The 19,736-nt window shown below is 38.2% G+C and carries 22 protein-coding genes and 3 other annotated features; of the genes, 5 read left to right on the forward strand and 17 right to left on the reverse strand.

Annotation, left to right across the window (positions count from 1 at the left end; genetic code table 11):
• Nucleotides 1–181: 181 nt before the first annotated feature.
• Nucleotides 182–451, forward strand: coding sequence for a CPCC family cysteine-rich protein (locus BG04_RS27085; protein ID WP_013057680.1), 270 nt, complete (start codon nt 182–184; stop codon nt 449–451).
• Nucleotides 452–502: 51 nt separating this feature from the next.
• Here BG04_RS27085 and BG04_RS27090 read toward each other — a convergent pair whose 3' ends face one another.
• The 3 genes from BG04_RS27090 to BG04_RS27095 all read right to left on the reverse strand — a co-directional run bounded on the left by BG04_RS27090 (nt 503) and on the right by BG04_RS27095 (nt 2,302).
• Entirely contained in the window at nt 503–1,204 is a 702-nt protein-coding gene (locus BG04_RS27090; RefSeq protein ID WP_034650831.1) for a poly-gamma-glutamate hydrolase family protein, read from the reverse strand.
• Between the two features lie 549 nt (nt 1,205–1,753).
• Entirely contained in the window at nt 1,754–1,927 is a 174-nt protein-coding gene (locus BG04_RS31160) for a hypothetical protein (RefSeq protein WP_162837684.1), read from the reverse strand.
• Between the two features lie 93 nt (nt 1,928–2,020).
• Complete coding sequence (locus BG04_RS27095; RefSeq protein ID WP_013057684.1) at nt 2,021–2,302, reverse strand: hypothetical protein; 282 nt, start codon at nt 2,300–2,302, stop codon at nt 2,021–2,023.
• Between the two features lie 192 nt (nt 2,303–2,494).
• On the opposite strand from BG04_RS27095, the gene BG04_RS27100 reads away from it, so the two are divergent.
• The gene (locus tag BG04_RS27100; protein WP_025751201.1) at nt 2,495–2,947 is read left to right on the forward strand and encodes a Dps family protein; all 453 of its coding nucleotides are present in this window, start codon (nt 2,495–2,497) and stop codon (nt 2,945–2,947) included.
• Nucleotides 2,948–2,969: 22 nt separating this feature from the next.
• Here the strand turns inward: BG04_RS27100 and BG04_RS27105 are convergent, their stop codons facing one another.
• On the reverse strand, nt 2,970–3,521 hold the full coding sequence (locus tag BG04_RS27105; RefSeq protein WP_013083781.1) for a hypothetical protein: 552 nt from the start codon (nt 3,519–3,521) through the stop codon (nt 2,970–2,972).
• A 208-nt stretch (nt 3,522–3,729) separates the two neighbouring features.
• On the opposite strand from BG04_RS27105, the gene BG04_RS27110 reads away from it, so the two are divergent.
• A complete protein-coding gene (locus BG04_RS27110) occupies nt 3,730–4,362 on the forward strand; it encodes a spore coat protein (protein ID WP_016764699.1) in 633 nt (210 codons plus the stop codon).
• A 741-nt stretch (nt 4,363–5,103) separates the two neighbouring features.
• Nucleotides 5,104–6,429 carry a hemolysin family protein gene (locus tag BG04_RS27115; RefSeq protein ID WP_034650826.1) on the forward strand — a complete coding sequence of 442 codons (1,326 nt, stop codon included), beginning with the start codon at nt 5,104–5,106 and terminating at the stop codon, nt 6,427–6,429.
• 29 nt (nt 6,430–6,458) lie between these two features.
• Here the strand turns inward: BG04_RS27115 and BG04_RS27120 are convergent, their stop codons facing one another.
• The 5 genes from BG04_RS27120 to BG04_RS30680 form a co-directional block, all read right to left on the reverse strand.
• Nucleotides 6,459–7,412 (reverse strand): sporulation protein, encoded by a 954-nt coding sequence (locus tag BG04_RS27120; RefSeq protein ID WP_013083783.1) that lies wholly within the window; start codon nt 7,410–7,412, stop codon nt 6,459–6,461.
• A gap of 140 nt (nt 7,413–7,552) precedes the next feature.
• Nucleotides 7,553–8,077 (reverse strand): hypothetical protein, encoded by a 525-nt coding sequence (locus BG04_RS29155; protein ID WP_136461686.1) that lies wholly within the window; start codon nt 8,075–8,077, stop codon nt 7,553–7,555.
• A 178-nt stretch (nt 8,078–8,255) separates the two neighbouring features.
• Nucleotides 8,256–8,675 (reverse strand): CBS domain-containing protein, encoded by a 420-nt coding sequence (locus BG04_RS27130; protein ID WP_013057690.1) that lies wholly within the window; start codon nt 8,673–8,675, stop codon nt 8,256–8,258.
• 340 nt (nt 8,676–9,015) lie between these two features.
• Entirely contained in the window at nt 9,016–9,987 is a 972-nt protein-coding gene (locus BG04_RS27135; protein WP_016764703.1) for an extracellular catalytic domain type 1 short-chain-length polyhydroxyalkanoate depolymerase, read from the reverse strand.
• A 365-nt stretch (nt 9,988–10,352) separates the two neighbouring features.
• Nucleotides 10,353–10,511: a hypothetical protein gene (locus BG04_RS30680; protein WP_155276296.1), complete on the reverse strand. Its 159-nt coding sequence runs from the start codon at nt 10,509–10,511 to the stop codon at nt 10,353–10,355.
• 127 nt (nt 10,512–10,638) lie between these two features.
• Between BG04_RS30680 and BG04_RS27140 the strand changes: the two genes are divergently transcribed.
• Entirely contained in the window at nt 10,639–12,183 is a 1,545-nt protein-coding gene (locus BG04_RS27140; RefSeq protein WP_013083785.1) for an FAD-dependent oxidoreductase, read from the forward strand.
• 42 nt (nt 12,184–12,225) lie between these two features.
• Here BG04_RS27140 and BG04_RS27145 read toward each other — a convergent pair whose 3' ends face one another.
• The 8 genes from BG04_RS27145 to BG04_RS27180 all read right to left on the reverse strand — a co-directional run bounded on the left by BG04_RS27145 (nt 12,226) and on the right by BG04_RS27180 (nt 19,712).
• Nucleotides 12,226–12,471: a hypothetical protein gene (locus tag BG04_RS27145; RefSeq protein ID WP_013057694.1), complete on the reverse strand. Its 246-nt coding sequence runs from the start codon at nt 12,469–12,471 to the stop codon at nt 12,226–12,228.
• A 141-nt stretch (nt 12,472–12,612) separates the two neighbouring features.
• The gene (gene aroA, locus BG04_RS27150) at nt 12,613–13,884 is read right to left on the reverse strand and encodes a 3-phosphoshikimate 1-carboxyvinyltransferase (protein ID WP_034650820.1); all 1,272 of its coding nucleotides are present in this window, start codon (nt 13,882–13,884) and stop codon (nt 12,613–12,615) included.
• Nucleotides 13,885–13,899: 15 nt separating this feature from the next.
• Nucleotides 13,900–14,757 (reverse strand): prephenate dehydrogenase, encoded by an 858-nt coding sequence (locus tag BG04_RS27155; RefSeq protein WP_034650818.1) that lies wholly within the window; start codon nt 14,755–14,757, stop codon nt 13,900–13,902.
• Between the two features lie 20 nt (nt 14,758–14,777).
• A complete protein-coding gene (gene aroC, locus BG04_RS27160; RefSeq protein WP_013057697.1) occupies nt 14,778–15,944 on the reverse strand; it encodes a chorismate synthase in 1,167 nt (388 codons plus the stop codon).
• Nucleotides 15,945–15,992: 48 nt separating this feature from the next.
• Nucleotides 15,993–16,193 (reverse strand) — a binding site (T-box leader).
• A 6-nt stretch (nt 16,194–16,199) separates the two neighbouring features.
• Nucleotides 16,200–17,273 (reverse strand): bifunctional 3-deoxy-7-phosphoheptulonate synthase/chorismate mutase, encoded by a 1,074-nt coding sequence (locus BG04_RS27165; protein ID WP_013057698.1) that lies wholly within the window; start codon nt 17,271–17,273, stop codon nt 16,200–16,202.
• A gap of 126 nt (nt 17,274–17,399) precedes the next feature.
• Nucleotides 17,400–17,606, reverse strand: a binding site (T-box leader).
• Between the two features lie 70 nt (nt 17,607–17,676).
• Nucleotides 17,677–17,882, reverse strand: a binding site (T-box leader).
• A gap of 200 nt (nt 17,883–18,082) precedes the next feature.
• Nucleotides 18,083–18,541 (reverse strand): GNAT family N-acetyltransferase, encoded by a 459-nt coding sequence (locus BG04_RS27170; RefSeq protein ID WP_034650815.1) that lies wholly within the window; start codon nt 18,539–18,541, stop codon nt 18,083–18,085.
• A 59-nt stretch (nt 18,542–18,600) separates the two neighbouring features.
• Nucleotides 18,601–19,131: a chromate transporter gene (locus BG04_RS27175; RefSeq protein ID WP_034650813.1), complete on the reverse strand. Its 531-nt coding sequence runs from the start codon at nt 19,129–19,131 to the stop codon at nt 18,601–18,603.
• A complete protein-coding gene (locus tag BG04_RS27180) occupies nt 19,128–19,712 on the reverse strand; it encodes a chromate transporter (protein WP_034650812.1) in 585 nt (194 codons plus the stop codon). The genes BG04_RS27175 and BG04_RS27180 overlap by 4 nt, the downstream gene beginning before the upstream one ends.
• Between the last annotated feature and the right edge of the window lie 24 nt (nt 19,713–19,736).

The following is a 19,736-nucleotide window of genomic DNA, read 5'->3' on the forward strand; positions in this document are numbered from 1 at the left end:
TTTTACTCAGTCTCACAATAACTATTACCAATTCGTTATAAAATGTTCACAAATCCTAGGAAAGATGCCGCTGTGATTTTTTTGAATTTTCTTTCGGACTATCCTTGAATATAGTAAAATAGTTAAATAAGATGACTGACTTTTTTCTAGCTTAAAATCCCATACAGAAAGGATAGAAACAATGAAAAAGTATACATGCCCTTGCTGTGGTTATCAATCTTTAGACAGTGATGGTGACTATGACATTTGTGAGATATGTTTTTGGGAAGACGATCCGTACCAAAAGCTGAATGCCAACGAATTAGGAGCCAACTCTATTTCTTTAATAGAAGCTCAGGAAAATTTTATAGTTTATGGAGCGTGTAATAAAGAAAGCTTACAGCACGTGAGAAAACCTTCTGTTCAAGATGTAAAAGATTTTAACTGGAAACCTATTATAAGTCACGAGTAGCAAAACTAGTTTATAAAAAAAGAATGCTTGCGAAAGCATTCTTTTTTGGATTCAGTAAGAAGTAGAAGCGAATGTAGAAAGCACATTTGTAAACTTATAAAAAGTTTGAGTTTTAGACGAAGCTCTTCCTTTTGAAGTGAATGAATGAAACATAGCACTTCGCAGCGGTTGGCTAATCTCTAATTGAATACTTTTCCCGGTACGATTTTTATTTGCAATATTTCCAGAGTTAATGCCTGCAATCTCATCGTGCCCTTTTGTAATCAGTTCGGCAGGAAATCCATTTTGATTTAATAACTGCGTTAATTTTTTTGCGCGCTCCCGATCAGTCCCGCCCACAAAAATATGTTTTTCGTTCTCAGAATACCCGTGAAGAGATAAAACATTATCATACTTGCTTACCATCTTACGCGCTGTGGGCTCATCAAAATGAGTGCTTGTGAGGTGCAGGTCTCGTGATCCTTTCGACTTTAACGATTCGAATAGGTAAAGAGCATTTTGTTTGCCAAGCTCTTGGGCAATTTCGCTTGTCCCCCCTTCAATTCCTCCACCGTGTGGAGCAAAGATAAGGACAGGGCTTTTCGTTTCTTTGGTCGTCACTTTATAGCTAGCTGAAGACTCGTGCTGTGAGAGCTGCTTGAAATTTTGATATTTATCAGTTGACGCACTAGATGTATCTTGAAAAGGTGAAATGAATAAAAAGAGTAGACAGATACATAAGGTAGAGAAACTTACTAAACGATAGCTTTTCAATTTGTACTCCTGCTTTCCGTTGTGTAATAAGACCTAAAACATTAGGAACCTAAAAAATCCAAAATAATATTTATAGTAGTCTTATTTACTTATCGTTAAAAATTATAATTTATTTAATAGTTCTTAATACCTATTTATGTTGTTTGAAAAAACTTCAGCGCATATTCACTGAAGTTTTTTTACTTTTTTTGTTTTTATTTAAAGCAAGCGCCAAACTAATTTTATCCAGCCAAAGAATGCGATCCATAAAGGTATGCTCAAAGATGTTCCCCACGCTAAACCAATTAAGAAGTTTCCTCTTTCAATCATACAAACCACTCCTTATGAACACTGTAGGTGAACAAGTACCATTCTATACCTTCACTATAACAGAAAGCGCTTTCATTTAATAGTCACTTACACGTTTTTAGTGCTATATTCATACAGAAAACCAGATTCCAAGTAGATAAAGGGCGATATATAAGAAAATGAATAATTGCAAAGTGTAAAAGTATAATAATCTACTAAAAAAAAGAAACCTTCTTTGAAGGTTTCTTTTCTAGGTGTTTTTTATTGTTCGCCGCTGCGCTGCAAGCGATTCTCAATAAATAGGCGCTCAACAAATTTATTTAGCTGTGCTTGATACAAACGGCGCTCCTCTAGCGTTTTTGCGTCTTGTATTTGCTGCTTAAAGCGTTTGATTTGCTGTCTTTGTTCAACCGTTACATGATGAGAAAGAAGCATAGGTCCCCCTCCATTTCACTAACGTTTAAATTAAGTAAACCAAGGTTTACCAAAACAAACAACAAACCTGTTAGCTTCTCTTACATACATTTTTTATTCAGCCTCTTTAGCCCCAACTAATGCTAAACCTGGACCGTACGGCGTTGTATGAACATCTAGCATTAATTCATTTGTATAAGGCACAATAGAAGCTTCCATTGCTACTTGTACTCCATCGACTTCATACATTTCATCATTTTCAAAAGGCTCTTCAAAAGCTAACCCAATATTAGGGATTTCACAGCTAATTCCTTTAAAATACAAGCGAATTCCTGTTATCTCCTGTTCTTCAAGTATATTGTTAATTAATTGTTTTGCTTCTGGTGTAATATGCATGACTAACCCTTCTTCCTTTCAATACTCTTGCTCTATCCTATCATATCTTTAGAGTTTTTAAAGAGAATAACTACGATTTAAAAGCATCCTTATTATTATTTAATAATTATTATAAATAAGTATTGATTTTAATTTGATATTTGATATAATATAAATATAAGATAACAACAACTCATTAGGAGGCTATTAACTATGAATTTAGAAAACGTATTGAACCAACAAATTGCCGATTTTAACGTATTGTATACGAAGCTACATCGCTTTCACTGGTATGTAAAAGGGCCTCAATTTTTTACGCTTCATGAAAAATTTGAAGAATTCTATAATGAGACGGCGGACTATATAGATGAATATGCAGAACGATTACTAGCCATTGGAGGAAGCCCAATTGCTACAATGAAGCAATTTTTGCAAGCAGCTACTCTTTCTGAAGATGGAAACGAGCAAACGAGTGAAGAAATGGTAGAAACCTTAATTAATGACTATACGCTACTTGTTAAAAACCTAAAAAATGCAGTTGAAAACGCTGAAGCAGCACACGATCACGTAACAGCTGACTTATTCATTGGAACAATCGGCAACATTGAAAAACATATTTGGATGCTAAAAGCTGCTTTACCTGTAAAAACATCCGTAAACGCATAAAAAGAGCCTAAGCGGCTCTTTTTTACGTTTGTTGATTTACTTTTTTTTGTCTTTGCAGCCACATAAAAAAAGACATATCATCGTGAATGTCATCTTCTAGCACAGCCTTATAGACATGATCACTCGTATAATAGCGATTATATCCGCTTTGCTGCTTGAAAAATAAAATGCATTCCCGCTTCTTTTCAGTGAAAAGTGATTTTAATAACTCTTGTTTCTCAACTTTGCCTTTCACGATATTTTCTGGAAGCACGGAAATATCAAGCTTCCACTCTTCTCCCTTCTGAATCATATACACACTCCACTGATACTTATCTTTTTCATTAGCAAATATCATCTTATAAGGGCTAAAACGCTTTGTAAGCTGATACCCCATGTGAAAAATAGATTCTTCATCCATTTCATCATTTCCTACGTAAAAATTAATGATGCGATTTGTCATGACATTTAACTCAAAACTCTCCCCTGAGAGAAGACAACCATATTCTCTTAACAGATCCAATAAATGACTGGATACCACCAGTTGATTTGCTTCGTGTTTTAATTCACTTGAGTATGACAGCAGCTCATTCATGTTTTTTGATTCCCCTATCTATAGATCGTGAATTGTTATTGATATTCGCTTTTTTTTCATAAAACCCTTTCACTTTTACCCTTTAATTAAATAACTAGTTGTAAATTAAGTTATGTAGAGCAACATTTTATGAATAAATCAAGTTTGAGTATAAAACCTGAAGAAGTTTAAAGACTATAGTCGATACCGATTTTAAGGAGGACTTAGTATGAATAATCACGAACTTCCTACAAACATGCAAACTGGAGCTGTACCCCCTCAATTGAACCATGGAGGGCATGAACTATTTGACGTTCATGAAACACTTGCGGGCTCGATTAATGTAATGGATCAGTTTATGATGTTTAGGCAATATGTAAAAGAACAAGAGCTGCTTGATATCATTGATCGGCAATATCAGTTTATTTTAAATGAATATAATTTAATCGTAGAAGCTTTTTCTACTGGTCAAAAGCCGGCCGATTCTACACATGTATATAACATGAAGCAGTCTCATACCTTTGTTTATGGCTTAAAGCCTTCACAGCCTAAAAAGCCGAATCAGTCCGTTGAGGAAATCAATGAAAAAGGCATATCAGGTCATATGCTAGGTCTAGTTAAGTCTCAAGCATCTCTTTTAACCATGACCGCTTTAGAAATAACAAATCCTGTTGTTCGCCGAATATTCGGAGACAGTGTTCCTAATTGGATTGAAATGGCTTATGAAATTTCTCTTTATCAAAATAAACACCATTATTATCAAGTGCCGCAGCTTGCAAAAGCAGATATGCAGCAAATGATTACAAGTTTTGCAAAAGCCACTGCCTCTCCTCAGATGCCTAATAACCATAAACTGCATTAATTAAAAAGAGGCTGGAGCAAACGTATTTTAGTTGAAGGAAGATCCGAACGATTCACCGTTCGGATCTTTTCATTAGTACGGTGAATATAGGTTATGTTTAGAGTTGCTTCTAGCTGTTGATTGGAGGGAAAGGCGAAGACTCCTGCGGGAAAAGCGGAATAGATGAGACCCCACAGGAGCGAAATCGACGAGGAGGCTCATCGGCCGCCTGCGGAAAGCGTAGCCTTGCACGGAAATCACCAGCAGTGTAACCAAACGACTCATACTAGATCATTTACTCAGTTTACTCGTCTTTAGATTGTATTGTATTGATTTTGTTATGTCTCAATCTCGTTTTGTGCGTATATTTCAGAAAATGACAAAAAACTATGCATTTTGGATTATTTTCTGAATATTTGTAGTATTTTGATTAATTATGTATTATAATACAATTAACTAATAGAAAGGGGTGAGAGATGCATCATATATACTCGGATTACAGTTAAAGGAGGTGTCATAACACACTCGCAATACGTTTGCTAAAAGTCAGTTGAACTGTAGAACCGATATGTGATAGACCATGATGGTAAAGTTAAGATTAATTCCCCTAAATGAACATGTAACATAATAAACTGCTTCTTTTTCTTTTTAAAGATAGAAGCAGTTTTTTTATGTGCGTTTTTCTTTTCTTGATTTAATACATGTTTTCTCCACTTTGGCTAACACTTAATATATACATTTACATACAAGGTGGTGACTTTGATGATCGCCGTAAAATTACTATTAGTCGCAGTTTTAATTGCATTAACTGCTTTTTTTGTAGCGACAGAATTCGCTATTGTAAAAGTAAGAAGTTCAAAAATCAATCAGCTTCTAGAAGAAGGACATAAAAAAGCTGTATCTGCCAAACACGTTATTACGCATCTAGATGAATATCTATCCGCTTGTCAGCTTGGTATCACCATCACGGCTCTCGGGCTTGGTTGGCTTGGTGAACCGACGCTAGATCGGTTGCTTCACCCTCTTTTTACTACCTTCCATACGAATGAGCCGCTTGCTGGTATTTTATCTTTTGTCATTGCATTTGTTGTTATTACTTTTTTACATGTTGTCTTAGGGGAATTAGCTCCTAAAACGTTTGCTATTCAAATGGCTGAACAAATTACGCTGAACTTTGCAAAACCGATTATCGTGTTTTACAAACTTATGTATCCGTTCATTAAAATATTAAATGGATCAGCTCGTATGTTGACTAAGATTTTTGGTATAACGATGATTTCAGAAAATGAAGCTGCTCATAGTGAAGAAGAGCTGCGTATTTTGTTATCTGAGAGCTTCGAAGGCGGTGAAATCAATCAATCCGAATATCGATATATGAGCAAAATCTTTGATTTGGACGATCGTTTAGCTAAAGAAGTAATGGTCCCTCGTACGGAAATTGTGAGTGCTTCCAAAGACGACGTCGTAGAGGTTTTTTTGCAAATCGCAAATGTCGAAAAATATACGCGCTATCCAATTGTTGAAGATGGGGATAAAGATAAAGTAATCGGTCTCGTTAATATCAAAGAAATTTATAATGATATTGTATTCAACGAAAAAGACGGCACCAATACGTTAGAGTCATACGTCAAGCCTATTTTTAAAGTAATTGAAACCGTACCCATTCATGACTTGCTTGTAAAGATGCAAAAAGAACGTATTCAAATGGCTATTCTTTTTGATGAGTATGGCGGAACCGCTGGGCTTGTTACAGTAGAAGATATTATTGAAGAAATTGTGGGAGAAATTCGAGATGAGTTTGATACGGACGAAATTCCTTATGTACAAAAAATTAAAGACGATCATTATATTCTTGACGGAAAAATGCTCATTAGCCAAGTAAATGATTTACTCGGTACGGATATTAGCGACGAAGAAGTAGATACCATTGCCGGGTGGGTGTTAACCGAAAAGTTTGATGTGACCAAAAATGATATCATTCAGCATGAGCAATTTTACTTTAAAGTTCTGATTATAGAGGATTTTCACATTAAGTATATAGAAGTAAAAAAAAGAAAGAAGAAAGAAAAAAAGGATGATCATCATTAATCATCCTTTTTATTTATTCAAAATCCCTTTTACCAATCGTCTCCTCCATCAAAAAAATCTCCATCCAACAGATCTTCCCCGGCTTCTTCAATATCTTCTCCAATTTCACCAAGCGCCGAGTCTTCAAACATATCATCCATCAAATTCTCAATGAGCAGTCCGCCTAACATACCGGCTGCAAAACCTCCCATTGCTCCCCCTAACCCGCTCATACGTGGGTGGTGTGAATGCTGATCATAGTGAGGAGACTTATAATATTCATAGTCTCGAGGATTCTCCATCATCTCTTCCATCGCTTCTTCCAGCAAACGAGCGATAGTAGATGGCTGGCTTAGTTCATCATTTGTAAAAAAGAGTTCATTTTTTATTTCCCTCTCACGGCCAAAAGAAGGCAAATCTAGCTCCAACAGCACGCGGATCCCTTCTCTTTCAATGGCTACCTCAAACTCAACCTCATTTACATATCCCTTTAAGAAGTCTGTAGGGAAAAATGAAAATTCTTGTTTGTATCCGTTAAATTTTCCTGAATGATGTTTTTCTCTAAATCCAAGTGCTTCAAAGCCCTCTACTAGCTGATATAAGCTTTTTGGAGCTTTAATGCGCACAGGGTCCCGGTCTGTTGAGTCTACTCCCCCTTCAATATCTAAGTGTGTCTTAAAGAAATAGCTAACGTTGCTCGCAGAGATTGGAAGGTCCAAAGGTAAATGATATGTAAATGGAATTTCTTTTTTCTCGCCTTCATTAATTGTAAATGAAGAAGCTGCGCGCAGGCTTTCCACACGATGTGTATGCATTTGACCGCTTTTCAATTGAACTTCAAGCCAAAATTCAACATCAATTAAATTAATATGTTGCTGAACGTTTCCACCTTGGATGACAATAGCTCCTTCAATTACATGACCGAGCGTATAGGCGGTTTCATTTAATCGTAAATCCACTTTGGCAGCTCCAACTCCAATTTTAGCAAACATTTTTTTAAACATTTTTTTCCTCCTCCAAAATGCTCTTACTATATATACGAAGTATACCGTTTATAAGTTTCAACTTACAAAAAAAAAGAACTCAATTTCTTGAGTTCTTTCTGCTAAATCAACGCTTCATTTTAATTCAATTATTTATTAAATTAAAACACCCAGCCCCAACAGCAGCGACGTCTTTTACAACCGCCGTGGTTACCGCCATGACAACCGCCGTGACCTCCACCGTGGTTACCGCCGTGACCTCCGCCGTGGTTACCGCCGTGACCTCCGCCGTGGTTGCCGCCGTGACCTCCGCCATGACAACCGCCGTGACCTCCGCCATGACTGCCGCCGTGACCTCCGCCATGACTGCCGCCATGACTGCCGCCGTGACCTCCGCCATGACTGCCGCCATGACTGCCGCCGTGACTGCCGCCGTGACCTCCGCCATGGTTGCCACCATGATCTCCGCCATGGTTACCGTCGTGACCTCCGCTATGGTTGCCACCATGATGGCATTTTTTATGTCCAGAACGATGATCATCATCATGTTTAGGACAATGATCGTTATGCTTATAATCGTTATGACAGCATTTTCCTTCGTGGCTACTTCTTGGATCATAGCCAGAAGTTTTGTAATAATACTGATTAGAACACCAGCAACACTTCTTTTTATTGTTGTAACTCACATAAACCATCCTTATCTATAAATAAGATTTATATAGGCAATTTTATACCTATATATAAATAGATTATGTAAACTAGTACAAGGAAGTGCATTGCTGTGGGCCATGACCTAAGCCTGTTTTTAGGAGTATGTACGGGGGAGATAAGACAAGAAAAAAAGCCATCTCTAGATGGCTTTTTTTATATTTGATTTTTCACTTTACTTGCGCTTTCTGCATAAAACTCTAGAATTTCTCTTCTTCTTACAATTCCAATAAATACACCTTGATCATCCGTTACAGGAACAAAATTTTGGTCAATTGCCTTTGAAAGGATGTTTTGAACTTCATCATATATAGCAACTGGGTTATAATCTTGATAGCGGTCAATCTCTGTTAATTTAATATTTTCCGTATCTTGAAAGCGATAGTCTCCTAGGCTTTTTAGCTTCCAAAGGAGATCTCCTTCAGTAAGAACGCCCACATATTTACCATCATCGTCAACTAGCGGAACTGTAGAATAGCGATGATACTCCATTTTTTCAAGAGCCTGTCTTAATGTGGATTGAATATTTAGTGTTACAACATCACTTTTTGGTACTAAGAAAAATGCAATATTCATTTTTTAATCTCCTTTTCCTTACCCGCTCATCTTACAATTTCTATTTATTTTTTCAGTTTTCGGCTTATTTTAATGTTTTAATCATACAAAATGCAGCTCGCAGTTATCTTACATTTACAACTATAAGCTGTCAATCCTAAGCTATGTAATTTTGACTTCTTATTTTCTTTATTACAGTACCCGTTTTCTAAATAATCAAATCCTAATTTTTAGAAAAACACGTCTAGTTAAAATAATGGTTCCTGCAGCTGCTTCTTTATACTAATAAGGGCCGGAAGAGCTACTTTCAGCTCTTCTTCTCTGCGATAAGAACGCAACTGAACCTCATTATATGCTCTGTTTATACTTTTTGACTCATGAAAAAGTCCCACATGATTCGACTAGCATTGGGACCTTTAGGGTCTGTATAGCTGCCCGCTGAATTCCCTCCTGACCATGCATGCCCCATTCCATTGATAATATATTTATCAATAGCCAATTCTCCCTTACTGCTTTCGTAGCGATATGTTGTATAATCCCGTCCAAAGAGAATTTTTTCTTCTCTCGTTTTAACCGGGCTATCTTGAATCCATCCATCTATTCTTCCATTATAAGCAAGATTATTCGTTGTAATCCACTGGTGAACCACTTGATCTGCATTGGCTACATTTACCGTAGAATCAGCGTTACCATGAAATACAATGAGCGGCAGTGGCTTTGCCCGTTTTCCCATTTGCTGATAAGCAATTCTTCCTTGTTTAACGGGGGAAGGACCTTTACTGGCCATGACAGAATACGCATTAAATACGTTAAGAGCCGCCTGATATTCGATACCTGCTGACACACCTATTCCAGCAAACAGTTCTGGATACGTTACCCCCATAACAATGCTCATTGCTCCTCCTGCTGACAGACCGGCAATAAACACTTTATTTTTCTGAATAAAGTGCATGTTTTGAACTTTTTTTACAATCCCTGCAATAATAGCTGGCTCGCCAAACCCTCTAATTTGATGAAGAGGTTCAAACCAGTTCCAGCATTTATTCATATTTGAGTTAGAAGACTGCTGTGGGTATACGACAATAAATTCTTTTTCGTCGGCGAGCTCGTTCATTTGCGTGCCTATTGCAAAATCATCTGCATTTTGTGTACATCCATGCAGCATAACCATTAGTGGGTAAGATTTTAAAATATGATAGGATTTAGGTAAATAGACTTTGAATTTTTTTCCTTTATGAGTATATGTTTTAAATGATTCAGATGACGCTTCTTGTTGTTCACTTGAAGACACAAGCGTTGACGTATTTATAACATTAGGTAGTGAACCCAACATGGTACCCCTCCTCTTTTTGTCAACGTTTTCATTTTTCTTCCCAATTACGTCCTGTATTACAATACTACATATTATTTCTTTTTTTTGCACGTTCTACATACTCTAAGAGTACAACTTGTTTTGGTTTTAAGCTGTTTTTATCTTCTTGAAATTTGGGATTTTTTTGCTATATATATACTTTATTACTATATATGAAAATTGTCACTATAATCATGAAAAAAGGACAAACATGCCGTTTGCCCTTTTATTTGGACCTTGATGTTTAAATATCTTTTGCCGAATTAAGCCTCTATACTTTTATTATATGATGCTCCCTATCATTTATATGAATTTATTGCTTTGCATGTTTAAATCTGTAACCTTTACTATTTTATACTTTGCTTTTTATTCACCACTTCTTTCGCAGCAAATGGCAAGGTGTAGGTGCAGAAGCCACGTTTAAAAAGAAGAATCTTAAAGAGCAAATGTTTTGGTTTAACCTCTTCTTCGTTCGCAACAATTATACAAAGGCTGATTGCAATCACTCTTTTCCCCTCCTTTTGCTTAAATAAGTACAGCAAAGAGATGCTATTGGAGTAGATTCCTTTATTTTGCATACATTTTTTAGAAAACTATGGTAAAAATAAGACTTATCATATGGAGGTGAATAAATTGGCAAATATCCCAAAGGATACTGAGCCCTACTGGCGCGATCATTTAAAGTTTCCAACATACCCATCTCTTTCAGAAAATCGAAAAGTTGATGTTGTAGTAGTAGGAGGCGGTATTAGCGGTATTACAACAGCTTATTTATTACAAAAAGAAGGGCTGAACGTGGCGTTAATTGAAGCTGATAATATTTTAAATGGTACAACCGGTCACACAACAGCAAAGATTACAGCTCAGCATGACGTTATCTACGATGAGCTGCTTTCACACATTGGCGAAGAAAAAACGCTGCTGTATTATAAAGCAAACGAACAAGCTCTGCAGTTTATGAAAAACTTAATTCAAACGGAAAACATTGACTGTGATTTTTCGGTACAAGATGCTTACTTATACGGAGAAACGCTGGAGTTTGATCATCGAGTTCGTAAAGAATTTCGAGCCTATCAGCGATTACATATTCCATGTGAATTTGCAACAGAGCTTCCTTTTAATTTTGATATTAGGGCAGCAGCTATTATGAAAGATCAAGCTCAGTTTCATCCGTTAAAATATCTGCTTCATTTAGTAAAAAAATTCACAGAAAGCGGCGGATTGATTTTTGAAAACACCGTAGCCACGGATGTAGAAGAAAGCACGTCGCCCACCGTTGTCACAAGAGACGGACATCGAATTTCTTGCAAATATGTAGTGGCGTGTTCACACTTTCCATTTTATGATGGAGCCGGCTTTTACTATACGCGCATGTATGCCAAACGTTCGTATGTGTTAGCAGCAAAAGTTGAACAAGCTTACCCTGGAGGCATGTATTTAAGTGCTGATCAGCCTACTCATTCGCTGCGTTCAACAAAAGTTGACGGAGAAGAACTCATTTTAATTGGTGGAGAAGGCCACAAAGCTGGACAAGGAATTAATACTATGTTCCACTATGAGTCCCTTCAGAGGTTCGCCGAAGAAAATTTTACTGTTCAACATTTTCGTTACAAATGGTCTGCACAAGATTTATTTACGCTTGATAAAATTCCATATATCGGTCCCATTAAAGAAAGCAAGCCAAATATCTTTATTGCTACCGGATTTAAAAAATGGGGGATGACTCATAGCACCATTGCAGCACATATTATTCGAGATGCAATAACCGGAAAAGACAACCCATATGCGGAGTTGTATAATCCGTCTCGTTTTTATGCGGACCCTAGCCTTAAGCATTTCTTTCGTCAAAATCTTGATGTGGCTGAACACTTTATTACCGGTAAGTTTTCAATGCCTGAAAAAGGACTGGATCAGCTTCAAAATGATGAAGGGTCGGTCGTATATGTAAATAGCAAACGTACGGGAGCTTATAAAGATCCTCAAGGGAAGCTTCACTGCGTCGATACTACATGCACGCACTTAGGATGTGAAGTAAATTGGAACGCTGGTGACCGCACGTGGGACTGCCCTTGTCACGGTTCTCGTTTCTCTTACGACGGATCTGTGGTAGAAGGCCCTGCTAAAAAGCCGCTTACGCCAGTGGATGTCGATTCAAGCGATAAAAAAAGCACGCCGTAGGGCATGCTTTTTTTATCATTATCAATAGATTCACATTTGAGTTTACTCTTTACATCCTTCTTTTCTAAAATATCGATTATACACCAAAACCATTGCATAAATGACTAAAAAAGAAAACGTAAAGATAATTAACCTTCCAGATTCAGGGACATGATCAAGATAGTCTGTTTCAAAAAACATAACAAACATCAAAAATGGCAATAGGAACAAAAACCAAATAAAATCTCGATCCATAAACATTTTTATAAAAAATAAAATGGCCCCGATGTAGACAATCATCAAAAACATAATCATTCACCAAATTCTATTTAATACTAGAGGTGTTGTAATGATTATATCGGATTTCTCCGGCGAAATATAGAGTCATTGGTTTTAATTTTATAAATTCCTTATAACTTTCAAACTGCTATTTTAACATAATAAGGGAATTTACTGCTGTAAAGACTCTAAGTGAGCAAAAAACTGCGGGTAAGAGACGGATACCGCGTCACGATTTTCAATAATTGTTTCCCCTTCTGCAATACAAGAGGCAACAGCGAGCATCATACCGATACGGTGATCTCCGTGGCTGTTTACATTTGCTCCGTGAAGTTTTGCACCTCCGTGAATAATCATTCCATCTTCCGTTGCTTCAATGTTAGCTCCCATTTTGGTTAACTCATTCACTACCGTATCAATACGGTTTGTTTCTTTGACTTTTAACTCTGCAGCATCTTTAATAATCGTAATCCCTTCTGCCTGTGTGGCAGCTAGTGCAATAATTGGGATTTCGTCAATTAGGCGTGGAATCAAGTCTCCGCCTACTTCCGTACCTTTTAAGTGAGAAGCTTCTACAACTAAATCTGCATAGGGTTCCGCTGTTTCTTTTGTTTCTTTGACTGTCTCGATCGAAGCGCCCATATTTGAAAGCACATCTAAAATACCCGTTCGAGTCGGATTCATCCCAACTTTTTGAATTTCAATGCGGCTGTTTGCAACAATAGCCCCCGCTACTAAAAAGAATGCAGCTGACGAAATATCACCAGGCACTTCTACATGGGTTCCTCTTAACGTTTGGCCGCCTTCAATTGAAACGGTTAAGCCTTCTTCTTCAACTTTAACACCAAATGCCTCTAGCATACGTTCTGTATGATCACGTGATTTCGCCGGTTCCGTTACAGAAGTTGTTCCTTCCGCCTGCAGTCCAGCAAGTAAAATAGCTGATTTTACTTGTGCGCTTGCAACGGGAGATGTATAGTGTATACCTTTTGCTTTCCCACCTCGTATAACAAGCGGTGTAAAATTAGCATCTTTTCGACCGTCTAAATGAATATTCATATCACGAAGCGGACCGGTCACACGCTTCATAGGGCGTTTGGCAATGGATTCGTCTCCAATCAATGTTGAATGAAAGGGTGTATTTGCTAAAATCCCCATCATAAGGCGAATCGTTGTGCCCGAATTTCCAACATCTAAAATATCAGATGGCTCTTTTAGCGCTTGTATCCCTTTTCCTTTTACTACGACGCTTTGTTCATCAATCATTTGAATATCTACACCTAGTTTTTGAAAGCAGGAAATGGTGCTAAGGCAATCGTCTCCTGGCAAAAATCCGTTAATCGTTGTTGTTCCTTCTGCAATCGAACCAAACATAACGGAACGGTGAGAAATAGATTTATCCCCTGGAATTTGAATCGTTCCTCGTAAAGCTTTTACTGTCACAATATGTCTCTCCTTTTATGCGTGAAGCGAATCACGAAATTCTTTGGCATCTGAAAAGTAATCAAATAATTCGTGACCGTCACCTTTTTCTACTAATAGTTTTACTTGTTCCATTTCTTTCATCCAGTCATCAAGCAATGTTAAAAGCATAGAACGGTTTTGTTTTAGTATATCTCTCCACATATGAGGATTACTTGAAGCAATTCTCGTAATATCTCGAAAACCGCCTGCTGCCATTTCCGTGACAAGATGATTCTGTGCTGAATATCCTTTTACTTGTCTTACAAGACTGGTCGCAATCACATGAGGTAAATGACTGACAACTCCAGTGATTTGATCATGAGTAGCTGCATCAAGCAGTACAAATTGTGCACCTGTAGGCTCTAGCAAATGCATAAGCGCATCTATTTTTTCTTTTTGCTCATTTTCAAACGGCGTTAAAATATAGCGCGCCGAACAAAATAAATCCGCTCGTGCATTGACTGCACCGCTCGTATGAGAACCAGCCATCGGATGCCCGCCAATAAATGAAATACGTTTCTTATTCAGCGCTTCGGCTGCTTTCATAATTTCACCTTTGGTACTTCCGACATCCGTTACGATAACCGTTTCTTTAAGCTTCCAAGTAGAAAGGTCGTGTATCCATGCTGTCGTGTACTCTACTGGAGTAGCAAGTACGATATAATCTGCTTGGGCTGCTTCTGTTTTTATATCTTCAGCTACATAATCAACGATACCTAGCTGGTTGGCTACTTGTACTTCATTTGTATTGATATCAGCTCCAACGACTGTGACGTGACGATGCTTCTTCATAGCTAGCGCTAATGATCCTCCAATAAGGCCGACCCCAATAAGTAATACACGTGTTTTCACCTTTCATTCTCCTCTATTCATTAAAATTGCTTTGCGTATTCTTCATGTTTTTTTACGTTTTCTTGAATTAACTGAATTCGATCTGCCCCAAATTGATCGATAATAGCAGATGCTAGTTCCCAAGCAATCACTGATTCTGCTACAACCGCTGCAGCCGGTACTGCACAGCTGTCTGAGCGTTCAATACTTGCAGCAAATGGCTCTTTTGTATCAATATCTACACTTTGAAGCGGCTTGTATAAGGTAGGAATAGGTTTCATGACGCCTCGCACAACAATCGGCATTCCTGTTGTCATGCCTCCTTCTAAACCTCCCGCATTGTTCGTTTTACGCGTATAGCCGTTTTGTTCATCCCATAGAATTTCATCATGGACTTCACTTCCCGGTCTGCGAGCTGCTTCAAAGCCTACGCCGATTTCAACGCCTTTAAACGCGTTAATGCTCATAATAGCAGCAGCTAGCTTTGAATCTAACTTACGATCATAGTGCACGTAACTTCCCACTGCAGTAGGCATTCCTTCTACTACTACTTCCACTACGCCACCAATGCTGTCTCCATTTTCTTTTGCATCATCGATTGCTTTCATCATTTTCTGTCCCGCTTCTTCATCTAAGCAGCGAACAGGTGACGCTTCTGTTTTTTCCTGAAGTTCTGTCAGTGACTCATATGCCGTTTTTTCAGCTTTCACACCGCCGATTTCAAGCACGTGACATGCAATATTTACGCCTACAGCTTTTAGTACTTGTTTGGCAACTGCGCCTGTGGCTACTCGTACCGTCGTTTCACGAGCAGATGAACGTTCCAATACGTTTCGCATATCTCTGTGACCGTATTTAATCGCTCCATTTAAATCCGCATGACCTGGACGAGGTTTTGTAATTTGTCGCTTTACTTCTTCATCATGATCAACTGGATCAGCACCCATAATATTTCTCCAGTGAGTAAAATCCTTGTTTTCAACGACTAAAGCAATGGGTGAACCAAGCGTCTCACCGTGGCGAACCCCGCCTTTAATCTGAACTTGATCTTTTTCAATCTGCATGCGGCGTCCGCGCCCATGTCCCTTTTGTCTTCTTGCTAAATCTTCATTAATATGTTCGGCTGTTAATTCAAGCCCTGCTGGTACTCCTTCAATAATCGCTGTTAATTGAGGTCCGTGCGATTCTCCTGCTGTTAAATATCTCATATTATCGATTCCTTTCTGTTGTAAAAAATAAAAAACTCGCCCCTACGTCATAGGGACGAGTTTTTCTCGCGATACCACCCTAGTTGCAAACATTGCTTGCCACCTCGAATTGTTAACGATCCGCTGACCGCTCTGTAAAAGAGTACTTAAAGAGTGTAATTCGCTCACATTTGTGTACTGACTTCCACCAACCGTCAGCTCTCTGAGACAGGGAAATGTTTGCTACTAGTTTCTTATCACTGTATCACTATGAAATTAAGATAATTTTACTGCTGCACCTTTTAATTCTTCCATGAATTTGTGGAATTCAGGAATGTTCATTTGCTGTGCTGAATCTGATAGTGCTACTGCTGGGTCTGGATGAACTTCTGCCATTACAGCATCTGCGCCGATAGCAATCGCTGCTTTTGCACATGGTAATAATAAGTCTTTGCGTCCTGTTGAATGCGTTACGTCTACTACAACTGGTAAATGCGTTTCTTTTTTCAAGATTGGAACAGCTGAGATATCTAGTGTGTTGCGTGTTGCACGCTCGTATGTGCGGATACCGCGTTCACAAAGAATAATGTTTCCATTTCCGCGAGACATAATGTATTCAGCAGCGTTAATGAATTCTTCAATTGTTGCTGCCAATCCACGTTTTAAAAGAATCGGTTTGTCTACAGAACCTGCAGCTTTTAATAGCTCGAAGTTTTGCATGTTACGTGCACCAATTTGAATTACATCTACGTAGTCGAGAGCCGTTTCAATATCTTGAGGAGAAACAATTTCACTGATAATTGATAGGCCTAGCTCATCGCCTACTTGACGTAAGATTTTTAAGCCTTCCACCCCAAGACCTTGGAAATCGTAAGGTGATGTACGTGGTTTGAACGCTCCACCGCGCATTAACGTAATACCTTGTTCTTTAAGCGCTAAGCCCACTTCTTTTACTTGTTCGTAGCTTTCTACTGCACATGGTCCCATTACAAATTCTAAGTTTCCAGGTCCTACTTTTGTACCGTTGATGTCAACGATTGTATCTTCAGATTTCTTTTTACGAGATACAAGAAGTGCTTTGCGGTGATCGTCTTCTTGAAGCTCTAAGCTTGCTTTGAAAATTTCTTTGAAAATATGCTGAATTGTTGAAGCTTCGAATGGTCCATTATGGTTAGCTAAGATTTGATCTAACGATTTACGTTCACGAACTGGATCAAAGCGATTCACACCTTGTGTACCTTTTACTTTTCCGATTTCTTGTGCGATTTCACCGCGTTTATTTAATAATTCTAAAATTTCTAAATTTATTTCGTCGATTTGTCCTCGTAATTGTTCTAGTGATTTTGTCATTTTAAAAATCCTCCTTTGATTTTATAACCTTGAACGGATCTTCTCGTTTAGTTTGTATTGAAAAATCCGTTTTACACCTACACAGCCGCTTATGCGGATATACAAAAAGTCCCTACTGATTGTATCAGTAGGGACGAATTGATCGCGGTACCACCCTAATTGCAAGCATTGCTTGCCTCTTCATTAAGATAACGGCTATTGCCGCTTTTGACTATTGCCAAAAGAAAGCTCCAAGAATGTAATTCGCAATCTCTTTTGTACTGATTCGCACCAACCATCAGCTCTCTGAATACAGGGAAGATTTTGCTACTATGCTCTTTTCATCGCTTGTAATGGATATAAAATTATAATGGGCCAAAATACAAAAAGTCCCTACTCACCCTTAAGATTTTTCTTAAGAGTCAGTAGGGACGAAAATTCGCGGTACCACCCTAGTTGCAAGCATTTTGCTTGCCTCTTGATTAAAATAACGGCTAGGCCGTCTTTTCCTACTCGGAAAAGATGCTCAAGGAATGTACTTCGAAAAAATTTGTGTTCTGACTCGCAGCAACCGTCAGCTCTCTGTTACAGGGAAATTTTTTCTACTAGTGCTCCTATCAACGCTCAGTATTGACTATGTATGTGTACTTGGATAATCAGTTCCGATCGTTTGAAACTGTTTGTCGCTTCCAAGTTGTGTGTAATGTTGTGTGATGTTGATTTGTATTATGAATGGTTTTTTTATCTTCGTCAACACTTTTTATTAATTTTTTTTATTTTTTAAAAACCATAGCTCCTTCAAACCCATCTCTATCAAGAGTTTTGCTGATCTAGTTTTTTTCAAACTTGTATTCCATTTCAGATTCATATTCAATAAATCCATGTTTTTGATACAAGCTTTTTCCAGCGGAAGAAGCATTTAACCATATTCGATTTACACCATTTTTTTGGCAGTACTGCATCAAATGCTTTAAAACAGCTGAAGAATAGCCGTGCTTTCGGTGATCAAAAGCTGTATACATGTTCATAACATATGCTTCTTTTCCCTGGAGGTTACTCGGTGAAGGCGGACGTATAAAAAAGACGATGCTTCCTGCTGATACAATTTCTCCATTCGCTTTTAAAATAGCCGTATAGCTATGTGGATTATTTATATTTGTAGTAAAATATTCTTCTGTAGCTTTTCGAAACAGCTCCTCATTCCCGTTTAATTCTCCCAGTTCTTTCATAAGCAAAATTCGCAAGTTAACTAGATCCTGAACGTTTTCTAACACCGCTTTTTCAACCATGACTTCCCCTCTTTTCGTCTCTTTTACAAAAAAAAACTCTCATCCTTCGAGAGCTTCATTCACGCAAGAAAAACAGCTCCGTATACGAGTGCTCCGACAATAACGAACGCTGGATGCACACGCAATTTTTCCAATAAAACAAAGCTGGCTGCTACTAAAAATAAAGTTTGCCATATCCCTGAATCACCGTATGAATTCATAAAAAATTCATATGCCATCAAGCCCAGTAAAATGGCAATAACCGGACGAATGTAGTTCGTCATTTTCTTAACATTTGGCGAATCTTTATACTTAAATAATATTCGAAGTAAAATAACTAAAAGTAAAACCGACGGAGCAATCGTTGCAAAAAGAGCAATCACCGAGCCTAAAATCCCTGCCTGTTGATATCCGATAAACCCCGCCATTTTTGTGGCAATCGGACCAGGAAGCGCATTTCCAATTGCCAGCATTTCACTAAACTCTTTGACCGTAAGCCAATGATAGTGATCCACGACTTCTTTTTGAATAAGCGGAATCGACGCAGGTCCGCCTCCATAGCCTAAAATATTTGAAACAAAAAACGCCATAAATAGCTGAATATAAATCATACTGATTCCCTCTTTTGCTTGTGTTCAGCACTTTCACCTTTTTTTCCTTTTCGTTTTAGCGGAATCCAAGCTGCTGCCATAAGAACAATAATAATGACCGCTGGATGGATATGGGCGAATTCTATTAGCCCTAAACTAATAATCAGTAAGATAATAGCTGGCGTCCACCCTAGACCAGACGTTGATTTTTTAAAAAAGTCCCACGTCATAACCGCGAGCATAACTCCTACTACAGGAACAACTGCTTTGGTCATACCCATAACCCACGGCTGATCTTTAAATTGCGTTAAAGTTGTTAACAGCAATACCATTAAAAAAACGGTTGGAATAACGGCTGCAAATAAAGCTGTCCCGAGACCCAAAATACCACCGACTCGATAGCCGATGTATCCAGCCAGCTTTGTAGCAATAGGCCCAGGCAGCGTATTGGCGATTGCTAATAAATCGCCAAATTCATCGTCATCCATCCACTTGTACGTATCGACCACTTCTTTTTTTACGAGTGGAATAGCTGAAGGTCCGCCTCCGTAGCCGAGCATACCTGAGCGAAAAAACGCTATAAAAATATCCAATTGTCGCATTTCTCGCGCTCCTTTCTCTGTGAT

This window comes from Priestia megaterium NBRC 15308 = ATCC 14581, from assembly GCF_000832985.1.
In the GTDB taxonomy this organism is placed as follows: Bacteria; Bacillota; Bacilli; order Bacillales; family Bacillaceae_H; genus Priestia; species Priestia megaterium.